The 19,003-nt window shown below is 46.8% G+C and carries 17 protein-coding genes; 15 read left to right on the top strand and 2 right to left on the bottom strand.

Annotation, left to right across the window (positions count from 1 at the left end):
- Positions 1 to 2 precede the first annotated feature (2 nt).
- The 12 genes from BT105_RS07455 to BT105_RS07510 all read left to right on the top strand — a co-directional run bounded on the left by BT105_RS07455 (position 3) and on the right by BT105_RS07510 (position 11,753).
- Positions 3 to 1,172: a DUF58 domain-containing protein gene (locus tag BT105_RS07455; protein ID WP_072300145.1), complete on the top strand. Its 1,170-nt coding sequence runs from the start codon at positions 3 to 5 to the stop codon at positions 1,170 to 1,172.
- Positions 1,173 to 1,174: 2 nt separating this feature from the next.
- Positions 1,175 to 3,487, top strand: a complete 2,313-nt coding sequence (locus BT105_RS07460) for a transglutaminase-like domain-containing protein (protein WP_072300146.1) — start codon at positions 1,175 to 1,177, stop codon at positions 3,485 to 3,487.
- A gap of 21 nt (positions 3,488 to 3,508) precedes the next feature.
- Positions 3,509 to 4,711: a dockerin type I repeat-containing protein gene (locus tag BT105_RS07465; protein ID WP_072300147.1), complete on the top strand. Its 1,203-nt coding sequence runs from the start codon at positions 3,509 to 3,511 to the stop codon at positions 4,709 to 4,711.
- Positions 4,712 to 4,726: 15 nt separating this feature from the next.
- On the top strand, positions 4,727 to 5,692 hold the full coding sequence (prmA, locus tag BT105_RS07470) for a 50S ribosomal protein L11 methyltransferase (RefSeq protein WP_028515976.1): 966 nt from the start codon (positions 4,727 to 4,729) through the stop codon (positions 5,690 to 5,692).
- 48 nt (positions 5,693 to 5,740) lie between these two features.
- Complete coding sequence (locus tag BT105_RS07475; protein WP_072300148.1) at positions 5,741 to 6,937, top strand: DUF6348 family protein; 1,197 nt, start codon at positions 5,741 to 5,743, stop codon at positions 6,935 to 6,937.
- 239 nt (positions 6,938 to 7,176) lie between these two features.
- Positions 7,177 to 7,488: a 50S ribosomal protein L21 gene (gene rplU / locus BT105_RS07480; protein WP_028515978.1), complete on the top strand. Its 312-nt coding sequence runs from the start codon at positions 7,177 to 7,179 to the stop codon at positions 7,486 to 7,488.
- 2 nt (positions 7,489 to 7,490) lie between these two features.
- Complete coding sequence (locus BT105_RS07485) at positions 7,491 to 7,802, top strand: ribosomal-processing cysteine protease Prp (protein ID WP_072300149.1); 312 nt, start codon at positions 7,491 to 7,493, stop codon at positions 7,800 to 7,802.
- 2 nt (positions 7,803 to 7,804) lie between these two features.
- On the top strand, positions 7,805 to 8,089 hold the full coding sequence (gene rpmA, locus BT105_RS07490; protein WP_024859281.1) for a 50S ribosomal protein L27: 285 nt from the start codon (positions 7,805 to 7,807) through the stop codon (positions 8,087 to 8,089).
- Positions 8,090 to 8,156: 67 nt separating this feature from the next.
- Positions 8,157 to 9,434, top strand: coding sequence for a GTPase ObgE (gene obgE, locus BT105_RS07495; protein WP_028515980.1), 1,278 nt, complete (start codon positions 8,157 to 8,159; stop codon positions 9,432 to 9,434).
- A gap of 1 nt (position 9,435) precedes the next feature.
- Complete coding sequence (locus BT105_RS07500; RefSeq protein ID WP_072300150.1) at positions 9,436 to 9,858, top strand: Mini-ribonuclease 3; 423 nt, start codon at positions 9,436 to 9,438, stop codon at positions 9,856 to 9,858.
- A 3-nt stretch (positions 9,859 to 9,861) separates the two neighbouring features.
- Positions 9,862 to 10,596 carry a YebC/PmpR family DNA-binding transcriptional regulator gene (locus tag BT105_RS07505; RefSeq protein WP_072300151.1) on the top strand — a complete coding sequence of 245 codons (735 nt, stop codon included), beginning with the start codon at positions 9,862 to 9,864 and terminating at the stop codon, positions 10,594 to 10,596.
- Between the two features lie 587 nt (positions 10,597 to 11,183).
- Entirely contained in the window at positions 11,184 to 11,753 is a 570-nt protein-coding gene (locus BT105_RS07510; RefSeq protein ID WP_072300152.1) for a manganese efflux pump MntP, read from the top strand.
- A 39-nt stretch (positions 11,754 to 11,792) separates the two neighbouring features.
- Here BT105_RS07510 and BT105_RS07515 read toward each other — a convergent pair whose 3' ends face one another.
- Both BT105_RS07515 and BT105_RS07520 read right to left on the bottom strand, forming a co-directional pair.
- The gene (locus BT105_RS07515) at positions 11,793 to 13,880 is read right to left on the bottom strand and encodes an InlB B-repeat-containing protein (protein WP_072300153.1); all 2,088 of its coding nucleotides are present in this window, start codon (positions 13,878 to 13,880) and stop codon (positions 11,793 to 11,795) included.
- Positions 13,881 to 13,951: 71 nt separating this feature from the next.
- Positions 13,952 to 14,128, bottom strand: coding sequence for a DUF4250 domain-containing protein (locus BT105_RS07520; RefSeq protein ID WP_072300154.1), 177 nt, complete (start codon positions 14,126 to 14,128; stop codon positions 13,952 to 13,954).
- Positions 14,129 to 14,807: 679 nt separating this feature from the next.
- On the opposite strand from BT105_RS07520, the gene BT105_RS07525 reads away from it, so the two are divergent.
- The 3 genes from BT105_RS07525 (at position 14,808) to BT105_RS07535 (ending at position 18,995) form a co-directional block, all read left to right on the top strand.
- Positions 14,808 to 15,302, top strand: a complete 495-nt coding sequence (locus BT105_RS07525; protein ID WP_024859289.1) for an NADH-quinone oxidoreductase subunit NuoE family protein — start codon at positions 14,808 to 14,810, stop codon at positions 15,300 to 15,302.
- 70 nt (positions 15,303 to 15,372) lie between these two features.
- Positions 15,373 to 17,232, top strand: a complete 1,860-nt coding sequence (locus BT105_RS07530) for an NADH-quinone oxidoreductase subunit NuoF (protein WP_072300333.1) — start codon at positions 15,373 to 15,375, stop codon at positions 17,230 to 17,232.
- 14 nt (positions 17,233 to 17,246) lie between these two features.
- Complete coding sequence (locus tag BT105_RS07535) at positions 17,247 to 18,995, top strand: NADH-dependent [FeFe] hydrogenase, group A6 (RefSeq protein ID WP_072300155.1); 1,749 nt, start codon at positions 17,247 to 17,249, stop codon at positions 18,993 to 18,995.
- Positions 18,996 to 19,003: the final 8 nt, after the last annotated feature.

The raw sequence follows: 19,003 nt of genomic DNA on the forward strand, positions 1-19,003 counted from the left end.
ATATGAAGCATTTCAAGAGTATTATAAGCGTACTTGCAGTAGCTTTTCTGGTCTATATCTTCACCTTCTATATCGACGGCGAAATGGGTATCATTCTGCTGGCTTTCGTGGCATTTGCGCCTCTTGTGTCCCTTTTTATCACGCTTTATGCAAGAAAGCGCGTAAAGGTCACTTTCAGCTGTGACGCCTATGTGCCGAAGGGCAGCAAGCTCATCGTTGATGTAAAAGTTGAGAAAACAGGCGCGTTTCCTGTTTCGATAGTGGAAATATGTCCCTATGCTACGGAAATTTTCGCCCAGAACATAAAAAAACGCAAGCTCAGTATGCTTAACGAGAACAAACGCCGCTTCAGGTTTGAGGTGGACGCTCTTGTGGGCGGAAACGGCGAAATAGGCATAAATGCAGTTTATTCCTGCGGATTTCTCGGATTTATGAAGTTTGCGGTGAAAACTCCGCTTCCTCAGCCTGTTTCCGTAGGCGTTATACCGCCGATACCCGAGGTAAAATCATCTACACAGCTTTTCCGTTCCATTGCGGACGTTGTGCTCACAAGCGACGACGATGAGGAAAACGATACGGCTATGCTGTTTTCGGCGAATACCTCTCCGGGCTATGAGCACCGCGAATACGAGCAGGGAGATCCGCTGAAACGCATAAACTGGAAGCTTTCATCGAAAAAGCAGAAGCTTATGGTCCGTCTGGACGAGGCATCCGCTTCGGTGCAGCCTGTTCTGGTGCTTGATCTTTACCGTAACGGCTCGATACCACCTGCAAATGCGGTAAGAGGCGAGGAACAGCTTATCCGCTCGGTGTTCGGCTTGCTTGATCTGCTTGTAAAGCAGGGCATCGCCTGCAATTTTGTATACCGTTCAAGCTCGGGTGAGACTGTCTGTGAAAGCGTTGATAATCCCGATTATCCGAATCAGCTCCTGCTGAAAATACTGGCGATCAAAGTCGTTCCCGACAAGAGGATAGACCTTTCAGCCAACACGGGCTCTTTCTGTGCCTGTGTAGTTGCAACTACAGACGCAGGTCCGAGCTTTGCTGAGGTCACCCGCTATATTGAGGAGCCTGATAACGCAAGTATCATCGGACTATCCATTGCGTCCGTAAATTCCACACCTCTTAAGATGTGGTATCTTGATGAAGATAATAATTTCAAACTGGTATAAATATGAATGAGACCAAAAACAAAAAATTCGATCTGAAATCTTTCTTGCTGAGGACGCTCACAGATCCCGTGCTGTGGTATACGGTACTGATAATGACAGCGCTCATGTATCATTACCGCAACCGCGACACCGTAAAGACTGATGATCTGGGATATGTATATGCGCTGGGCTGGGGACTGTGCAGCTTATTCATCGGCTGGATAATTTTCAGAGTATTCGATTACATGAAGAAGCATAATTTCCTTGGCTTCTTTATGTATACGGCTCTTGCCGTCGTATTCGGCGCAGGAGTCAGGAAAGCCATAATCAGGGGAAAAGAAGCATACCCTATCACATGGGGGCTGTGGTTCCTTACACCGCAGGACTCGCTGGAGTTCAACTTCTGGTATGCGGCAGCCTTCTATCTGCTGTTCATGCTGTTCATGGGCTCGGTAATATACTATTTCACGCGGGTAAGATACAGGATATTCATGAATTTCCTGATATTCATCATTCCTTTCTCTATTTACGGTAAGGAATATGAAAAAATGCCCACGGTGTTCATAATACTTCTGGCTGTGGGATATATACTTCTCATGGTGTACTACAGACAGCTTACGGATACCGAAAGCACGGTATTCGTGGAAAGAAGAAAGTCGTGGAAGCCCATTGCGGTCTATGCTGTCATCTTTGCGGCGGCAGCGGCTATTTTCCCGAAGCCTGCTGTTGTAGCGGACAGAACTGTTCTCGAAACTCTCATCGACGCCGACCAGTTCACTGATAAGCTGAATGCCATGCTGGACGTTTTCCGTGATACCTCTACGGGAGACCAGTTTCGCTCCAATGAGGATCAGACCTTAGTCTATGAAGTCAGGGCTGATGAGCCGCTGCGTATAAAGACTGCCACACGCTCTACCTATGATTTTGAGAACGATCGGTGGAGCATTGAGGATATGGACAGCAGGTTCAGCTCAAAGGCAGGCAAGCCGCCTGTGAATATAGGCGCCCATATGGGCATAGCAGGCGCTGTTCTTGAGGCAGCTTCTCTTGACAGCGAATTTTCTGAGAAGTACGGACTTGCCGAGTTTGTGAAAAGCGGTCTTGACGAGCCTGAGCTCAGGGAGGCTGCGTTCTACAGCTTATCGGCTATTGTCGGTATGTCTCAGGGTACTGATATGGCTCCTGTGCCACAGTTTGCCGTTGAAATGACAAACTGCTCCAGAAGAGGCGACGTGGTCGCTCTCCGCGGCGGTACTGTCTATGCCGTTGACAGCAGATTTGCCACTGACGAGAAGTATACCTTCAGCTACGATGAGGATACTTTCTTTATGAGCTCACGAAACAATGAGTTCATAGATCAGCTGGCGCAGTTCGACTATGAGGAGCTTCTCGAAGACACAAGCAATGTCCTCTACATGAATCTTGACGATTCAAGCTCCGAGGATTACAGGCAGAAATGCAGATATGCAGATCTTGACTGCGCTCTCTATGAAGATTATTTGGAATATCTTCTTGATTACGGCGGAAAGACCGATATAAAGGCTCTTGCCGATGAGATAACCCAGGACTGTAAAACAGAATACGAAAAGGCATTAGCCATTGAGGCTTACTTTTACAATAACAATTACGTCTATGACCTGAAATACAGAAAAGGAAAGGGCGAAAACGCCGAGGACTTCCTTTTCAGGACAAAAACAGGAGTTTGTTACGAATACGCAACTTCCATGGTGCTCCTTGCCCGTGCCGCAGGTATTCCCGCAAGATACTGCGAGGGATACAATATGACAGAGCATATAGGCGGCAAATATGCCAAGGACACCAATTATACCATTCGCGCAAAGGATCTGCACGGCTTCCCCGAGCTCTATATCAGGGGATACGGCTGGGCAAGCTTTGAGCCTACCGTTACCGATATAGCGGAAACGGGCGAGAAAAAAGCTTCGACTGCTACGGATATGCTTTCATATGCAGGTTTGATGATACTGGCAGGCGCAATGCTGGTACTGCTGTTTGCATTCGTATATCCAATGCTGTCACATAAATGGTTCATTTTCAGAGGAAAAAAACGTATGCCAAATGACGCTGTCAAAGCTGTAATGCACAGGATTTGCAAGGTCTACGGTATCGAAAACGTCAATACCTCAAAGGAGGCGGCGGCTCTCGTACATGAGATGTCGGGCGCAGATATCACGGATACTGCTGAGTTATTCGACAGGTCGGTCTACGGTGACGTAACCCTGAATGAGCAAGAAAAAGAAAAAGCGATGAACGAATATATCAGAGCATATGATGAGTTCAGAGAATCCAGAAAAAGGAGACGCATAAAAAGCCGATAACGTAAATACGGAGGTTGGATTATGCGAACTGTAAAAGAAAAAGGAATATTTTCTGTCCTGCTTGCATTTCTTTTCCTTATCGGAATACTGGCGGGATCATGTCAGACGAATATCAAGGCTCATGCAGCCGACGACTTCAGACTCTGGAGACAGAATGACGAGCGCTGGGGCAGCTATGCTATCGGCGGTTCTACAGTGCGCAGCTCAGGCTGCTACATAACCTCTATCGCAATGGCTGCGGTTGCTTCGGGAGCTAAGGATACCGAAAGCTTTGATCCCGGTGTGTTTGCAAAGACTCTCAATGATATGAAGGCTTTCAACCAGTGGGGCGGACTCAGTGCATGGGCTTCCGTAAACAAGGCTATCCCTGAGGTAAGCATTGCTACGGCAAATCTGAACTTCAAGTCGGATACTCAGAGCGGAAAGGCTTCTGAGATAAAGGAATATCTCGACAAGGGACTCTATGTTATATGCAATGTGGGCGGACACTGGGTGTATATCGACGGTGTCATCGGCGACGACGTGTATATGGCTGATCCTGCTAAGGACGAGATACTCATGTTTGAGGCATATGATAACAAGAATATAACAGTTTTTCAGGGTATCAAGGGCAAGAATCCTTATAAAGGCTTCACACCTCTTGAAATAGCTGAAAAAGATACCGAAACTTCTACAGTAACTTCTTCTGTAACAACTACAGCGGCTGCTGCGCTGACAACTACAACAGCAGTGCAGACTACAGCCAGAACAACAGCTGTCACAACAACAAAAGCGCAGACCACGCTCCGACCTGCCGTTACCACGGTGACTTATAAGGCAGGAGAGTATTACTGCTCCGACGTCGTGCCTGTAAAGGTATGGGCGGACATTAAGGCTCAAAAGGACGCTATAGCTTCACTTTCCTACGGAAACGTTGTCAGGGTGCTCAAAGTCAGCGGTACAGTGGGCGAGGTAAAGATAGGCGGCAGAAGCGGCTTCGTTGAGCTGACAAAGCTTAACTATGCAGGCGAGCCTGAAGAACATGAAGCAGGCGATGTCAATAACGACGGCAGCTTCGATACCTGTGATTTAGCGCTTATAAATGAGTACCTCAACAGTCTCGGCAAGCTGCCCGATGGTATCTCTGTGCTGACAAGCCCGGAGATAGCTGCTGCTGATATCAGCGGCGACGGCATTGTTGATAACAATGATGTACTTTTATATCTTATGCTTATTTGCAATTAAGGAGTAATTTAACTAATGGAATGGACAGAAGTCAACATTTATACCACTACCGAGGGCATTGAGCTTCTCTGCTCAAAGCTTGGAGACATCGGCATCAAGGGCTTTTCCATAAAGGATCCCGAGGACTTCAAGGAATTTCTTGAAAACAAGAACGGTCAGTGGGACTATATCGACGACGACCTTATGGGACTTTCCGAGTGTGAGACCTGCGTCACGGTCTATATACCGACAAACGGTCAGGGAGCAGAAATGCTCATCGCTATCAAGTCCATGCTTGCCGAAATGAAGGCGGCTGATACCGAGGGGGCTTACGGCAGGCTCGAAGCCGAAATGTCAAGTATCCGCGAGGAGGACTGGGCTAACAACTGGAAACAGTACTTCAAGCCCTTCAAGGTTGGCGAGAAGCTGGTCATCAAGCCCTCATGGGAGGAATATGACAATTCTGACGGCAGAATTATCCTTGAGATAGATCCTGCTTCAAGCTTCGGCACAGGCAAGCACCATACCACAAGGCTTTGTCTCGAGGTGCTGGAAAAGTACCTGAATAAGGGCGACAAGCTTCTGGATATGGGCTGCGGCAGCGGTATCCTTTCTATCGGAGCTATGCTTTTAGGCGCAAAGAGCGCTGTTGCAGTGGATATTGAGGAGAATGCTGCGGTGACTGCTCTTGAAAACGCAGTCAAGAACCACATCTCGCCCGATGTTTACAAGACCTACTTCGGCAATATCCTCACCGACGAGAAGCTTGCCGACGAGATCGACGACAAGTACGACATCATCGCGGCAAATATCGTTGCGGACGTACTCATCGCCATGAAGGAAAGCTTCTTGAGATACCTCAAAAAGGGCGGTATACTTATCGTTTCGGGTATCATCGAGGAGCGTATGGACGAGGTCATAGACGCGCTTAAGTCAGTTGGCTTCAAGGAGCCTGAGCCCGAAGTCCGCGAGGGCTGGGCAGCAGTTAAATTCACAGTTTAATATTATGCAGAGCATATATTGATATCATCAAATTAAGGAGAATAGAAAATGGGAATTTTCAAGAAGAAGAATAATCAGAAGACAGAGGAAGTTCATACAACCGATCCGAAGGACGATATAAAGAGCATGGTGCTCGAAAACCTCAACGAGAAGCTTAAGGGCACCCTCTATGACGATTGTATCATCATGCCAAAGGGCTTTACTATCGATGTTCAGGTAGGCAGACTTGAAGAAAGCGACGGTATAATGATACTTCAGACTATCTTTATCGTTAAACACGATGACTTCGATGAGCCTCTTATCGATCCTGTTGACTCACAGGGCAAGGACGAGCAGGAGGTAGCAAAAATGGCTGTAGATATATTCTGCGGCGGCGTATGGCACCCACTCGACCAGTCTATATACAAGAAAAATCCGATACACGTTCCTGTTGATTTCCTCAGACAGCACTACGATTTCGATATGTACTGCCAGTCTGTTGTAAGAGTTGGCGTCAAGGACAAGCAGCCAACTGTGCTGGTTAATTTCCTGAGAACGGAGATACCGAAGTATCTCGGCTCAAAGAAGTACTACTGGCTGAGAATTTACCTTGCAAAATACAAGGAGAAGAAGATAATCGAGGTACGTATGAACGGCTCGGTGCTTGTAGAGCTGCCTAAGTACTTCGAGGAATATGTTGAAAAGGAAATGTTCGCTGAGGAGACCTTTGTTTCCGAGAAGCAGTACGCTATCTTCGTTCAGCGTGAGGACGACCAGTGTCCTTTCAAGAAGGAACTGGTTATGAAGGCTGCAAAGGAAACTATCAGCATGATGGAGAAGATAAACAACCACGACGAGTATGTTGCAATGGCTGACAAGCTCGAAACACTTGTTAACGGCGACAAGGGACTTGCAGGTGAGATAAGAGTATTTATCCCTGAGATATTTGCAAAGCTCACACTGGGCTACCGCGAGGGCGACAGTCTCTTCCTCCTTGAGGGCGAGGGCGACGACCAGCAGAGCATCGAGTTCAAGAAGACTCAGCTCCGAAGCTATTTCTATCTCCAGCAGGCTGTGCTTGAGTATCTCAGCACAAATCCGAGTCAGGAGAGCGTAACACGTATCGTTACAAACAGCGTTGCTTTCAGAGAGCTCAAGAGAGCTATCGACACCGCTAAGGAACAGGGCAAGGAGCTTAAACCTATCGACCTCTATGTTCCAGGCACTTCCTATAAGATAGGCGAGGAGAACTACAGAGTCTGGTAAGCTGATATTTTCACTGCAAAAACGCATTTTCCCCCGCCAAAAGCGGGGGAATGACATATAAGCTCCAAAATCTTTTGCTGAGATCGAAAGTAAATGATTTTGCAGAGGAATATTGCAAAAAAAGCTTGACAAAGCCGTATCTTTGTGATAAAATATTATTGCCGCTTGTAAACAGGCTTTAAAGTTGTGCGCTCACACGCCTGTAACAGCGAGTTTATTGAAAAGGCAGGTGCCACAATATGTACGCAGTTATTGAAACCGGCGGAAAGCAGTATCAGGTAAACGAGGGAGATATCATCTTCATCGAGAAGCTCGCAGCTGAGGCTGATGAGACAGTTACTTTCGACAAGGTAGTAGCTCTCGGAGCAGACGATGGTCTTAAGATCGGTACACCTTATGTTGACGGTGCAGCTGTAAGCGCAAAGGTTCTGAAGAACGGCAAGGCTAAGAAGATCACTGTTTTCACTTACAAGCCTAAGAAGGGTGAAAAGAGAAAGCAGGGACACAGACAGCCTTACACTCAGGTCAAGATCGAAGCTATCAAGGCTTGATCATGATCCGCGCAGAATTTTATGAAAAGCAGGGACTCCTGACAGGCTTTAAGTTCAGCGGCCACTCAGGCTATGCCGAGAGCGGAAAGGACGTTGTCTGTGCGGCTGTTTCATCAGCGGTACAGCTTACTGCAAATATCCTCGATGAATTCGGTTTGAAACCGAATGTCACTGTGGGTGATAACGTTATCGAATGTATTTGCGGTGACGGGGGAGAGACTCCTTCGCGTCTGCTGAATGTTTTAAAACAGCACTTTGAGGCTATACTGGAAGAGTACCCTAACACGATCAAAATCACTATTTCGGAGGTGTAAGTATGTTTAAGATTAGTATGCAGTTCTTTGCTCATAAGAAGGGCGGCGGTTCCACAAAGAACGGACGTGACTCTGAGGCTAAGAGACTTGGTGTTAAGAGAGCAGACGGTCAGTTTGTTAAGGCTGGCAACATTCTCGTTCGTCAGAGAGGAACACATATCCACCCTGGTAACGGTGTCGGCATCGGTTCAGATGATACATTATTCGCTACAGTAAGCGGTAAGGTAAAGTTTGAGCGTTACGGACGTGACCGTAAGAAGGTTTCTGTTTACGAGATTGAGCAGTAACAGCCATAACGTGACAATAAATCCCGAGCTTTCGCTTGGGATTTTTCTTTAGAAACGGAGGACGGAAATGTTCGTTGATCAGGCGAAAATAATGATCAAAGCAGGTGACGGCGGCGACGGCGCTGTATCGTTTCACCGCGAAAAGTATGTAGCGGCAGGCGGTCCCGACGGCGGCGACGGCGGACGCGGCGGAGATGTGATTTTTCAGGTCGATGATAATTTCTCGACTCTGATAGATTTCAGGTATAAGAGGAAATATGTGGCTGACCGCGGGGAAAACGGCAGCGGAAGAAACTGCACTGGCAAAAGCGCTCAGCCACTTATTATAAAGGTGCCAAGAGGTACTGTCATACGCGACGCAAAAAGCGGCAGGATAATGGCGGATATGTCCACTGACGAGCCGAAGGTCCTTGCAAAAGGCGGACAGGGCGGCAAGGGCAATGTCCACTTTGCTACCTCAACACGCCAGATACCAAAATTCGCAAAGCCCGGCTATCCGGGTGAGGAGTTCGAGGTGACTCTGGAGCTGAAGCTCCTTGCGGACGTAGGTCTTGTGGGATACCCAAATGTCGGAAAATCCACACTTATCTCTGTTGTAAGCGCAGCAAAGCCGAAGATAGCAAATTACCATTTTACTACTCTTACTCCTGTTCTGGGAGTTGTAAGGGTAGAGGAGGAGAAGTCCTTCGTAATGGCTGATATCCCCGGACTTATCGAGGGCGCAGGCGACGGCGTAGGACTGGGACATGAGTTCCTCAGACACGTCGAGCGCTGTAGACTTATAGTCCATGTGGTCGATGTTTCAGGCATTGAGGGACGTGATCCCTGCGAGGATTTCGACGTTATAAACGCGGAGCTTGCCAAGTTCAACGAGGAGCTTGCAGAGCGTCCTCAGATAGTGGCTGCCAATAAATCAGACATGGCGACCGAGGAGCAGATAGAAAAGTTCCGAAAATATATAGAGGACAAGAATATACCATTTTTCTGCATATCAGCTGCAACTACACAGGGCACATCGGAGCTTGTGAAAAAGATATCCGAAGTGCTTGACACACTGCCGCCTATAAAGGAATTTGAGGCAGAGCCCATACCGCAGGAGGAGCTTGACGAGATGCTGGGTGTTGACAAGAAGTTCGAGATAACTGTCGAGGACGATGTCTACTTCGTTGACGCACCGTGGATACAGCCTATCATGCGTACTGTTGATCCCGACGACTATTCGTCGCTCCAGTATTTCCAGCGTGTGCTTATCAACAGCGGCATTATCGCAAAGCTTGAGGAAATGGGCATACAGGAGGGCGACACCGTAAGCCTTGAGGGCTTCGAGTTCGACTTTGTAAACTGATATGAGCACAGAAAAACTTACCGAGCGTGAAGCTAATTCATACAGTCCGCTGACTCTTGCATTTCTGGGAGACAGTGTTTACGATACCCTTGTGAGGGAGTATCTGCTTCGTCAGGCAAATATGCCTGTTGCGAAGCTCCATTCCGCAAAGATAAAGCTGGTTTGTGCGGAGTTTCAGTCCAAGGCGTATGACCTTGTGGCTGAGAATCTAAGCGACCATGAACTTGCGGTGCTGAAAAGAGGCAGGAATGCCACTGGAAATACAGTCCCCAAGCACGCCGACGCGGCTGAATACCGCAGAGCTACGGCGCTGGAGTGCCTTTTCGGCTATCTATATCTAACAGGCGGAAACGAGCGTATCAAGGAACTGTTTGAACTTATTATAAATTCAAATATAAATGAAAATGAACAGATAGGAGTGTAAACTATGTCAGGTCATTCAAAATGGAACAATATCAAACGTAAAAAAGAAGCTACCGACGCTGCAAAGGGCAAGATCTTCACTAAGATCGGACGTGAGATCACCGTTGTAGTTAAGGAGGGCGGTCCTGATCCTAACAACAACAGCAAGCTTCGTGACCTTATCGCAAAGGCAAAGTCCAACAATGTGCCTAACGACAATATCGAGCGTATCATCAAGAAGGCAGCAGGCGACGGCGACAAGAACAACTATGAGAACATAACATACGAGGGATACGGTCCTAACGGTGTAGCTGTTATCGTTGAGTGTCTTACAGACAACAGAAACAGAACAGCAGGCGAGGTTCGTCACTATTTCGATAAGTTCGGCGGAAACCTCGGTACTATCGGCTGTGTATCTTTCATGTTCACAAACAAGGGTATCGTTATCCTTGAGAACACAGGCCTCGACGAGGACAAGGTAATGGAAGACGTATTCGAGTTCGGCGGCGAGGACTTCGACATCAACGAGGAAACAGTTGAGATCGAGTGCGCTCCCGAGAGCGTTCACGCTCTCCGCGAGGGACTTACAGAAAAGGGCTATAATGTAATTTCTGCCGAGTCTGAGATGATACCTTCTACTTATACAACTCTCACAGACGAGGATCATATCAAGAAGATGAACCTTCTCCTTGAGCACCTCGAAGAGAACGACGACGTTCAGAACGTTTACCATAACTGGGAAATGCCTGACGAAGAATAATAAAACAGGGGATAGTATCCGCAATACTTATATAGAAGTTTTACGCTTATTATTGAGAGAACCCCTTTTGAAAAAGGGGCTTCTCTCAAACTCTCTCCCTAAAACTTTCGTTTTGTTTTTTCACCGATAGGGCGCACCTGCATTTTGCAGGGCTTTTTTATTTATGGAGCGCCCTATCGGTGAAAAAACCAGATAAAAGTCTTTGGAAAGGGGTATGGGGGTGACTCCCCGCAGTGCGGGGAGATGTCACACAGTGACAGAGGGGCGCGCCTCCGTCAGAGGAACCTTTCCTCAGAAAGGTTTCCCCCATAATTAACTATATACTTTCATATAAGTATTATTGTATAATATCTCTGTTTTGTTATGCTAACTGTAATATATTGACAGGCGCTGAAATACAATGTATAATAAGCATTGTTATGTGAGGGAGTAGTTAACATACGAAAGTGTGCGGCAAGCCGACATACTAACGCGAAAGCGTTCGGTTTTGCCTTAAATAATGAGACTCATGTACGGCTTTATCGTCGTACCTGAGTGAGGTTCGGGTACAATGGTATCCGAATTTTTTTTATGAGAGGACGTTTTTTATGAGTTTAGTCGAACTTCTGCTTATCTCCGTTGGACTTGCAATGGACGCATTTTCAGTATCAGTCTGTAAGGGGCTGAGCATGAAAAAGCTCAATTTAAAGGGTGGAGTTATAACAGCTCTGTTCTTCGGTGTATTTCAGGGAATAATGCCTGTGATAGGTTATTTCCTCGGAAGCCGTTTTGCCAATGTTATAAACTCGTTCAGTCACTGGGTATCATTCGGACTTCTTGCCTTTATCGGCGGAAAGATGATAATTGAAGCCATAAAGGGCGATGAGCAGGATGACACAGACAAGGAGTACAGGCTCGACTTAAAGGAACTCACACTGCTTGCCATAGCAACAAGCATTGACGCGCTTGCGGTAGGAATAGTTTTTGCCGCAGAAAAAACAGACCTGTTGTTCTCGGTCACTATGATAGGTGCGATAACCTTTGCACTTTCACTTTTGGGAGTTTTCATCGGTCACAAGTTCGGCAGCAAATATGAGAAAAAAGCCGAGATAGCAGGCGGAACTATACTTATCCTCATAGGTTTGAAGCTTCTTCTCGAAGGTCTCGGCGTTATATAAAAGTAAAAGGACTGCAAAAGCAGTCCTTTTTTGTTATGCTTATTCGGGTGAAGATGTCATTTCCACCTTGCCTGTTATGTCGCAGAGGCCGAGGAGATACTTCTGTATGTGGAGTGCGTCCTCAGTAGTGAGACCGTCGCCTGTGTTCCATACATCAGCGTTTGTTCTGCCCTTTTCGGTGATGTGGTTATCATCTGTACCGTTTATATCGAACTTGTTCGGATTTGCCAGAGCCTGCATGATAAGAACTACATCAGACATATCAACATTTCCGTCGCTGTTGGCGTCGCCGTAAGTTATCTCAGACTTTGTGAGATAAACATTATGGTAGATTTTGTGCTGAACGCCGTCGTCCTCGGTAGTGTAGTCGTCCTTGCTGAATGTGTAAGACGAACCTTCCTTAACGCCGTTTATACTGAAGCTGCAAACCTTGGCGTCCTTGTATTTCTCGTAGCTTATGATAGCAGGATTAGCTGCGGAGGTATCTATCTGTGAGATAGGACCTGTTACTTTGCCGTCCTCATATACGATATTCCATGCTCCCATAACGACAGCGTCGTTTACGAGCTCCTTTGTTGCCTTGTCGTAGACTCTTACAACGTGTGAATAAGGTCTTACATCATCGGGATATACCTTTTTAGCGACCTTAACTGTGTAATAAGCAGTACCGTCCTTTACCTCGCTTGTGATATCGTCCTCACTGAGCTTATACGCAAATCCGTTGTAGATATTTTGAACAATGCTGAAATCGCTTATATTTGTAATGCCCTCAAAGTTTTTGATACCCTTGAAATCAATTTTCTTTGGGTTTGCTGATTTTGTATCCACAGGGAATTCGGATACTCTTGAAGAACCGTTTTCAATAATGGTATCCTTAGCGCTGAGGTAAACGTCATTGATAAGCTTGCCTGACGCCTTGTCAACAACGCTTATCTCATAAGCCATTACTGCTGTTGTAGATGTTGTTGAAAGGATAGGACTTGTAGCTGTAGACGTTGTTGTCACAGAAGAAGTTGTGGTGGCAGTTGCAGATGTGGTAGTTGTTGTAGTCTCACTGCCCTCTGCATTCCATACAGCGTTAAATGAGATACCAACACCGGGGAGTGCGCCCTCGATAAGGTAATCCTCGCCTGCCTGATATATCTTGTCATCTTTTTTCCAGCCGCCGAAGGTATAGCCCTCTTTTTTGCAGCTGCACTCAGGCAGCTTGATAGTGGTATCAGTCTTGCCCTTTATTCTGATATCGTCGCTGTCAGAACCTGTGTTTGCGAAGAATACGACAGTATAATTGATAGGCTCCCAGATAGGAGTCATAACGACATCGCTTGCAGGCATAACGAACTTCTGGTCGCATTTGTAATCCTTACCGTCAGTTTCGCAGTGCCAGCCGCCGATAGAGAAGCCGTTTCTGGAGAAACGGTTGTTGCTCTGGAGATTCACAGCGCCTGTTTCCATTACCTCATATTCCTGCTTTACAGCCCCGTTTACTCTGTCAGCGTCGCCGACAGTATAAGTCAGCAAATACTTCTTGCACCAGTTTGGCTCAAGAGTGATGTCCTCGTCGCCGACAACGATGTACTGCTGTCCTGTGAAGACATGAGTGCCGTCTGTCCAGCCGCTCTGAGCATATCCGCTGCGTGGGAAAACGTTCATAGGTATCTCTACAAGAGCACCCGCACGGACTTTCTCGGCAGGAACCATTTTCTCATAGTCCTCGCGTACTTCGCCGTCGATAACAACACTGAATTTTACGGTGTGGTAGACATTGTCGTCTTTTTTCTGCCACACAGGGGTGATAGTAACGTCGTGATCGGGGATATGATAAACTCGTCCGCTTAAATAGCCGTAAACATTATCAGCGGTCCAGCCTTTGAAGTAGTAGCCCTCTCTTTCAAGCTCGGCTTTCGGCATGAAAACAACGGCATTGTAGGTATCGGTAACGTCTTTGATAACAGGAACGTTTCCGTCGTCGTCGGGAACGATAGTAACATCGTCGCCCAGCTCAAAATGTACTTTATATGTCTTTCCCTCGGTGTCAGCTCCGAAGCTGTAATTGATGCCAACGGAGCATACGGCGATAACTGCTGAAGAAACAGCCGCCGTCATTCTTTTGATGATCGTGTTCATAAGCCCTCCCATTCGGCAAAAAGCCGACCGAGTATCCGCGTCGGTTAAGATGAGATCAGCAGGACGGGATACTATCTGAATGAATTAGTGTTTGGATCATATACATAACCTATTTTTTCGAGCTTTGAACTGATATCGTCGGCAGAGGTGCAAAGACTCTTGCACAGCTCCTCAAAGGACGGGTATTCGTCACGAAGAAGCGTATTTATATAGCTCAGTAAAATAACGGGATCATTCGGTAAACTCATAAGTTCCTCCTTGTCTGAAACGGCGGTGTCAAAGTTGAACAGAACGCAGTGCAGGACATTCTGTTATAAAGCAGCCGGGACTTCACCTGAGTGTTCAAAAGCTGTGTTTTTTATGTCTTTTATCAGGTGATATCGGCGCGGCATCAGCCGAAAAAACGTGCGTTATGTATATATTATAAGTTTACTATACAATACTAAAATTGATTTGTCAATAAAATGAAGAGCTTATGTTTTGTGAATTTTATGTAAATAAGTATTTTATTGTGAATTTTGATTTTAGAAGCTTTTTTTCAAGCCAAGGGAATATCTTTTTGAGTATAAACACTTGGTAAAACGTTAAAATCAAAAGAATGCATATTTTGTTCATAAAACAATCAAATTAATTTTTCGGAAAACTTTGACATTTGTACAAGTATGGATACTTTTTAACTAAACCTATCGGCACGCTAAGAGCCTTGACAGTTGTAAACCTTATTTTGCGCCCGGTGGTCAGTATTAGCTATAATTGTGCAAAATATACAGTAATTTAGGAGCTAATTAGGCTAAAATGGCGATAGCAATTTTTCGCGTTTTATGTTATAATACTTAGGATATGTGAGATATGATATTTTGTCTCATAAATTTTTTATGGTCGACATTGTTACATTTTTCACAGCTAATACACAAGGAGGTCCATTAAATGAATTCAGCTAAATCAACTGTTCCCTTCAAGGGTACTCCAGAGCAGGAGGCTGAGCTCCTCAAGGTCATCGAAGAAAAGAAGAACGACAAGGGTGCTCTTATGCCTATCCTTCAGAAGGCTCAGGAAATTTACGGCTACCTTCCGATCGAGGTTCAGGCAATTATTTCCGACAACACAGGTATCCCGCTTGAGAAGATCTACGGCGTTGTAACTTTCTACGCTCAGTTCTCACTGTATCCAAAGGGAGAGTACACAATCTCTGTCTGTCTCGGTACAGCTTGCTATGTTAAAGGTTCAGGAGATATCTACAATAAGCTTCAGGAAAAGCTTGGAATAGGCGGAGGCGAGTGCACTCCAGACGGTAAGTTCTCACTTGACGCTTGCCGCTGCATCGGTGCCTGCGGTCTTGCACCTGTCCTCACAGTAAACGAGGACGTTTACGGCCGTCTTACTGTTGACGACGTAGATAAGATCATTGAAAAATACGCTTGATTCCAAACATTACCATTTAGGAGGTTAACTTATGAAAACTCTTGAAGAACTCAAGGTTGTCAGAGACAGCATGAAGGGCGAAGTTGCTCTCAGAACACATGGCAATGCTTCTTCAAAATATGAAAGACACGTCCTTGTCTGCGGCGGTACAGGATGTACTTCTTCAGGCTCACCAAAGATCATTGAGGAGCTCGAAAAGCAGTTTGCAGATAAGGGACTTACAGATAAGGTACAGATCGTTAAGACAGGATGCTTCGGTCTCTGCGAGCGCGGTCCTATCATGATCGTATACCCAGAGGGCTCTTTCTACTCACGCGTTAAGGTAGACGAGATCCCACGTATCGTTGACGAGCACCTCATCGGCGGCAACCCTGTTAAGGAGTTCCTCTATGAGGAGACAGTTGCAGGCGACGAGATCAAGTCTCTCGACGATACTTCATTCTACAAAAAGCAGCACCGTGTAGCTCTCAGAAACTGCGGTGTTATCAATCCTGAAAATATCAACGAGTACATAGGACGTGACGGTTATGAGGCTCTCGGTAAGGTCCTCACAACTATGACTCCTGAGGACGTTATCCAGACTATCCTCGATTCAGGTCTCCGCGGAAGAGGCGGCGGCGGATTCCCCACAGGTATGAAGTGGAAGCTCGCCCGCAACATCGTTCCAAATGCTGACCAGAAGTACGTTTGCTGTAACGCTGACGAGGGCGATCCGGGTGCATTCATGGACCGTTCAGTACTCGAGGGCGACCCCCATGTTGTACTTGAGGCTATGGCTATCGCAGGTTATGCTATCGGCGCAACACAGGGCTATATTTATGTCCGCGCTGAGTATCCTATCGCTGTTGAGCGTCTTAACATCGCTATCAAGCAGGCTCGTGAGAACGGTATGCTCGGAAAGAACATCTTCGGAACAGATTTCTGCTTCGATATCGATCTCCGTCTCGGTGCAGGTGCTTTCGTTTGCGGTGAGGAGACAGCTCTTATGACATCTATCGAGGGCAACCGTGGTGAGCCCCGTCCAAGACCTCCTTTCCCAGCTGAAAAAGGTCTTTTCCAGAAGCCAACTATCCTCAACAATGTTGAGACATATGCTAATATCCCACAGATAATCCTCAACGGTGCAGAGTGGTTCGCATCAATGGGTACCGAGAAGTCAAAGGGTACTAAGGTATTCGCTCTCGGCGGCAAGATCAAGAACACAGGTCTCGTTGAAGTTCCTATGGGTACTACACTCCGCGAAGTTATCGAAGAGATCGGCGGCGGTATCCCTAACGGCAAGAAGTTCAAGGCTGCTCAGACAGGTGGTCCTTCAGGCGGATGTATCGATCCTTCAAACTTCGATATCCCGATCGACTACGATAACCTCATCGGTATCGGTTCAATGATGGGTTCAGGCGGACTTATCGTTATGGACGAAGATAACTGTATGGTTGATATCGCTAAGTTCTTCCTCGAATTCACAGTTGACGAGTCCTGCGGTAAGTGTACACCATGCCGTATCGGTACTAAGAGAATGTGGGAGATCCTTGACAAGATCACAAAGGGCAAGGGAACTCTTGAGGACCTCGACAAGCTTGAAGAGCTGGCTTACCACGTCAAGGCTAACTCTCTCTGTGGTCTCGGTCAGACAGCTCCAAACCCTGTTCTCTCCACACTCAGATGCTTCCGTGACGAGTACATCGCTCATGTTGTTGACAAGAAGTGTCCTGCAGGCGTATGTAAGGACCTCCTCAGCTTCGAGATCGAAAAGGACAAGTGTATCGGCTGCGGTATGTGTGCTAAGCAGTGTCCTGCTTCCGCTATCACAAGAACTGACTATATCGCTCCCGGCAAGAAGCTTGCTGCAATGGAGATCGACAAGACTAAGTGCGTGAAGTGCGGTGCTTGTATCGCTACATGTAAGTTCAAGGCAATCATCAAGAAGTAAGCGGAGGAATAGTAATGGAAAATATTACAGTAAAAATCAACGGTGTTGAATTAGAAGTCCCCAAGGGCACTACTGTTCTTGAAGCTGCTCACATGGCTGGATTTGAGATTCCTACACTTTGCTATATGAAAGAGATCAACGAGATCGGTGCCTGCCGTATCTGCGTTACTGAGGTAAACGAGGGCAGAGGCTTCCGTCTGGTTGCAGGCTGCGTATATCCATGTTCCAACAATATGGAGATCCTCACAAACTCTCCAAAGGTAATCGAGTCAAGAAAGAGAACTCTCGAGCTCATTCTTTCAACTCATGACAGAAAGTGCCTCTCCTGCGTAAGAAGCGGCAACTGCGAGCTCCAGAAGCTTGCTAAGGACTACGGCGTTGAGGACGCTACAGTTTACGACGGCGTTAAGAACGAGTACGAGGTAGACAATTCTGCTCCTCATATGTACCGTGATAATAACAAGTGTATCCTTTGCCGCCGCTGCGTAGCAGTATGTGCAAAGACACAGGGCATCGGCGTTATCGGCGCTAACGAGCGTGGATTCAAGACATATATCGGTTCTGCATTTGACATGGGACTCGGCGAGACAAGCTGCGTATCCTGCGGACAGTGTATCGCAGTATGTCCTGTAGGCGCTCTCTCTGAGAAGGACTACACTAAGGAAGTTATGGCAGCCATCGCTGATCCTGAGAAGACAGTTCTCGTTCAGACAGCTCCTGCTGTTCGTGCAGGTCTCGGCGAGTGCTTCGGCAATCCTATCGGCACAAATGCTGAGGGTAAAATGGTAGCAGCTCTCAGAAGACTCGGCTTTGACAAGGTATTCGATACAGACTTTGCTGCTGACCTTACAATCATGGAAGAGGCTAACGAGTTCCTCGATCGTTTCAAGAACGGCGGAACACTTCCTCTCATCACATCCTGCTCACCAGGTTGGGTTAAGTTCTGTGAGCACTACTATCCTGATCTTCTCGATCACCTTTCAACATGTAAGTCACCTCAGCAGATGTTCGGTGCAACTGCTAAGACATACTACGCTCAGAAAATGGGTATCGATCCAAAGAATATCGTTATGGTATCTATCATGCCATGTACTGCTAAGAAGTTCGAGATCGGCAGACCTGATCAGAGCGCAGCAGGTGTTCCTGATGTTGATTACGCTCTCACAACTCGTGAGCTGGGCAGAATGATCGAGCGTGCAGGTATCCTCTTCAACTCACTTCCTGAGGAGAAGTTCGATGATCCGCTCGGTATCTCTACTGGTGCAGGCGTTATCTTCGGCGCTACAGGCGGAGTTATGGAAGCAGCTCTCAGAACTGCTGTATATACACTCACAGGCGACAATGTAACAGACCTTCCTGAGGTTCGCGGTACAAAGGATATCAAGGAAGCAACATACAACGTTGCAGGTACAGATGTAAATGTTATCGTTACAAGCGGTCTTGCTAACGCAAGAAAGGTTCTTGACAGTATCAGAGACGGCAGCTGCAAGGCTCAGTTCATCGAGATCATGGCTTGTCCCGGCGGCTGTGTAAACGGCGGCGGTCAGCCACAGGTTCCAATGGGCGTTAGAAATTTCGTTGACATCAGAGAAGAGAGAGCTAAGGTTCTCTACAACCTCGACAAGTCAATGCCTCTCCGTCAGTCTCACGAGAACCCAGCTATCAAGAAGGTTTATGAGGAATTCTTCGAGAAGCCGGGCAGCCACAAGGCTCATGAGGTTCTCCACACTTCTTACATCAAGAGAAAAGTAAACGAGATATAAAAAACAGC

Origin of the sequence: Ruminococcus flavefaciens (assembly GCF_900119075.1) — a bacterium.
Lineage (GTDB): Bacteria > Bacillota > Clostridia > Oscillospirales > Ruminococcaceae > Ruminococcus > Ruminococcus flavefaciens_Q.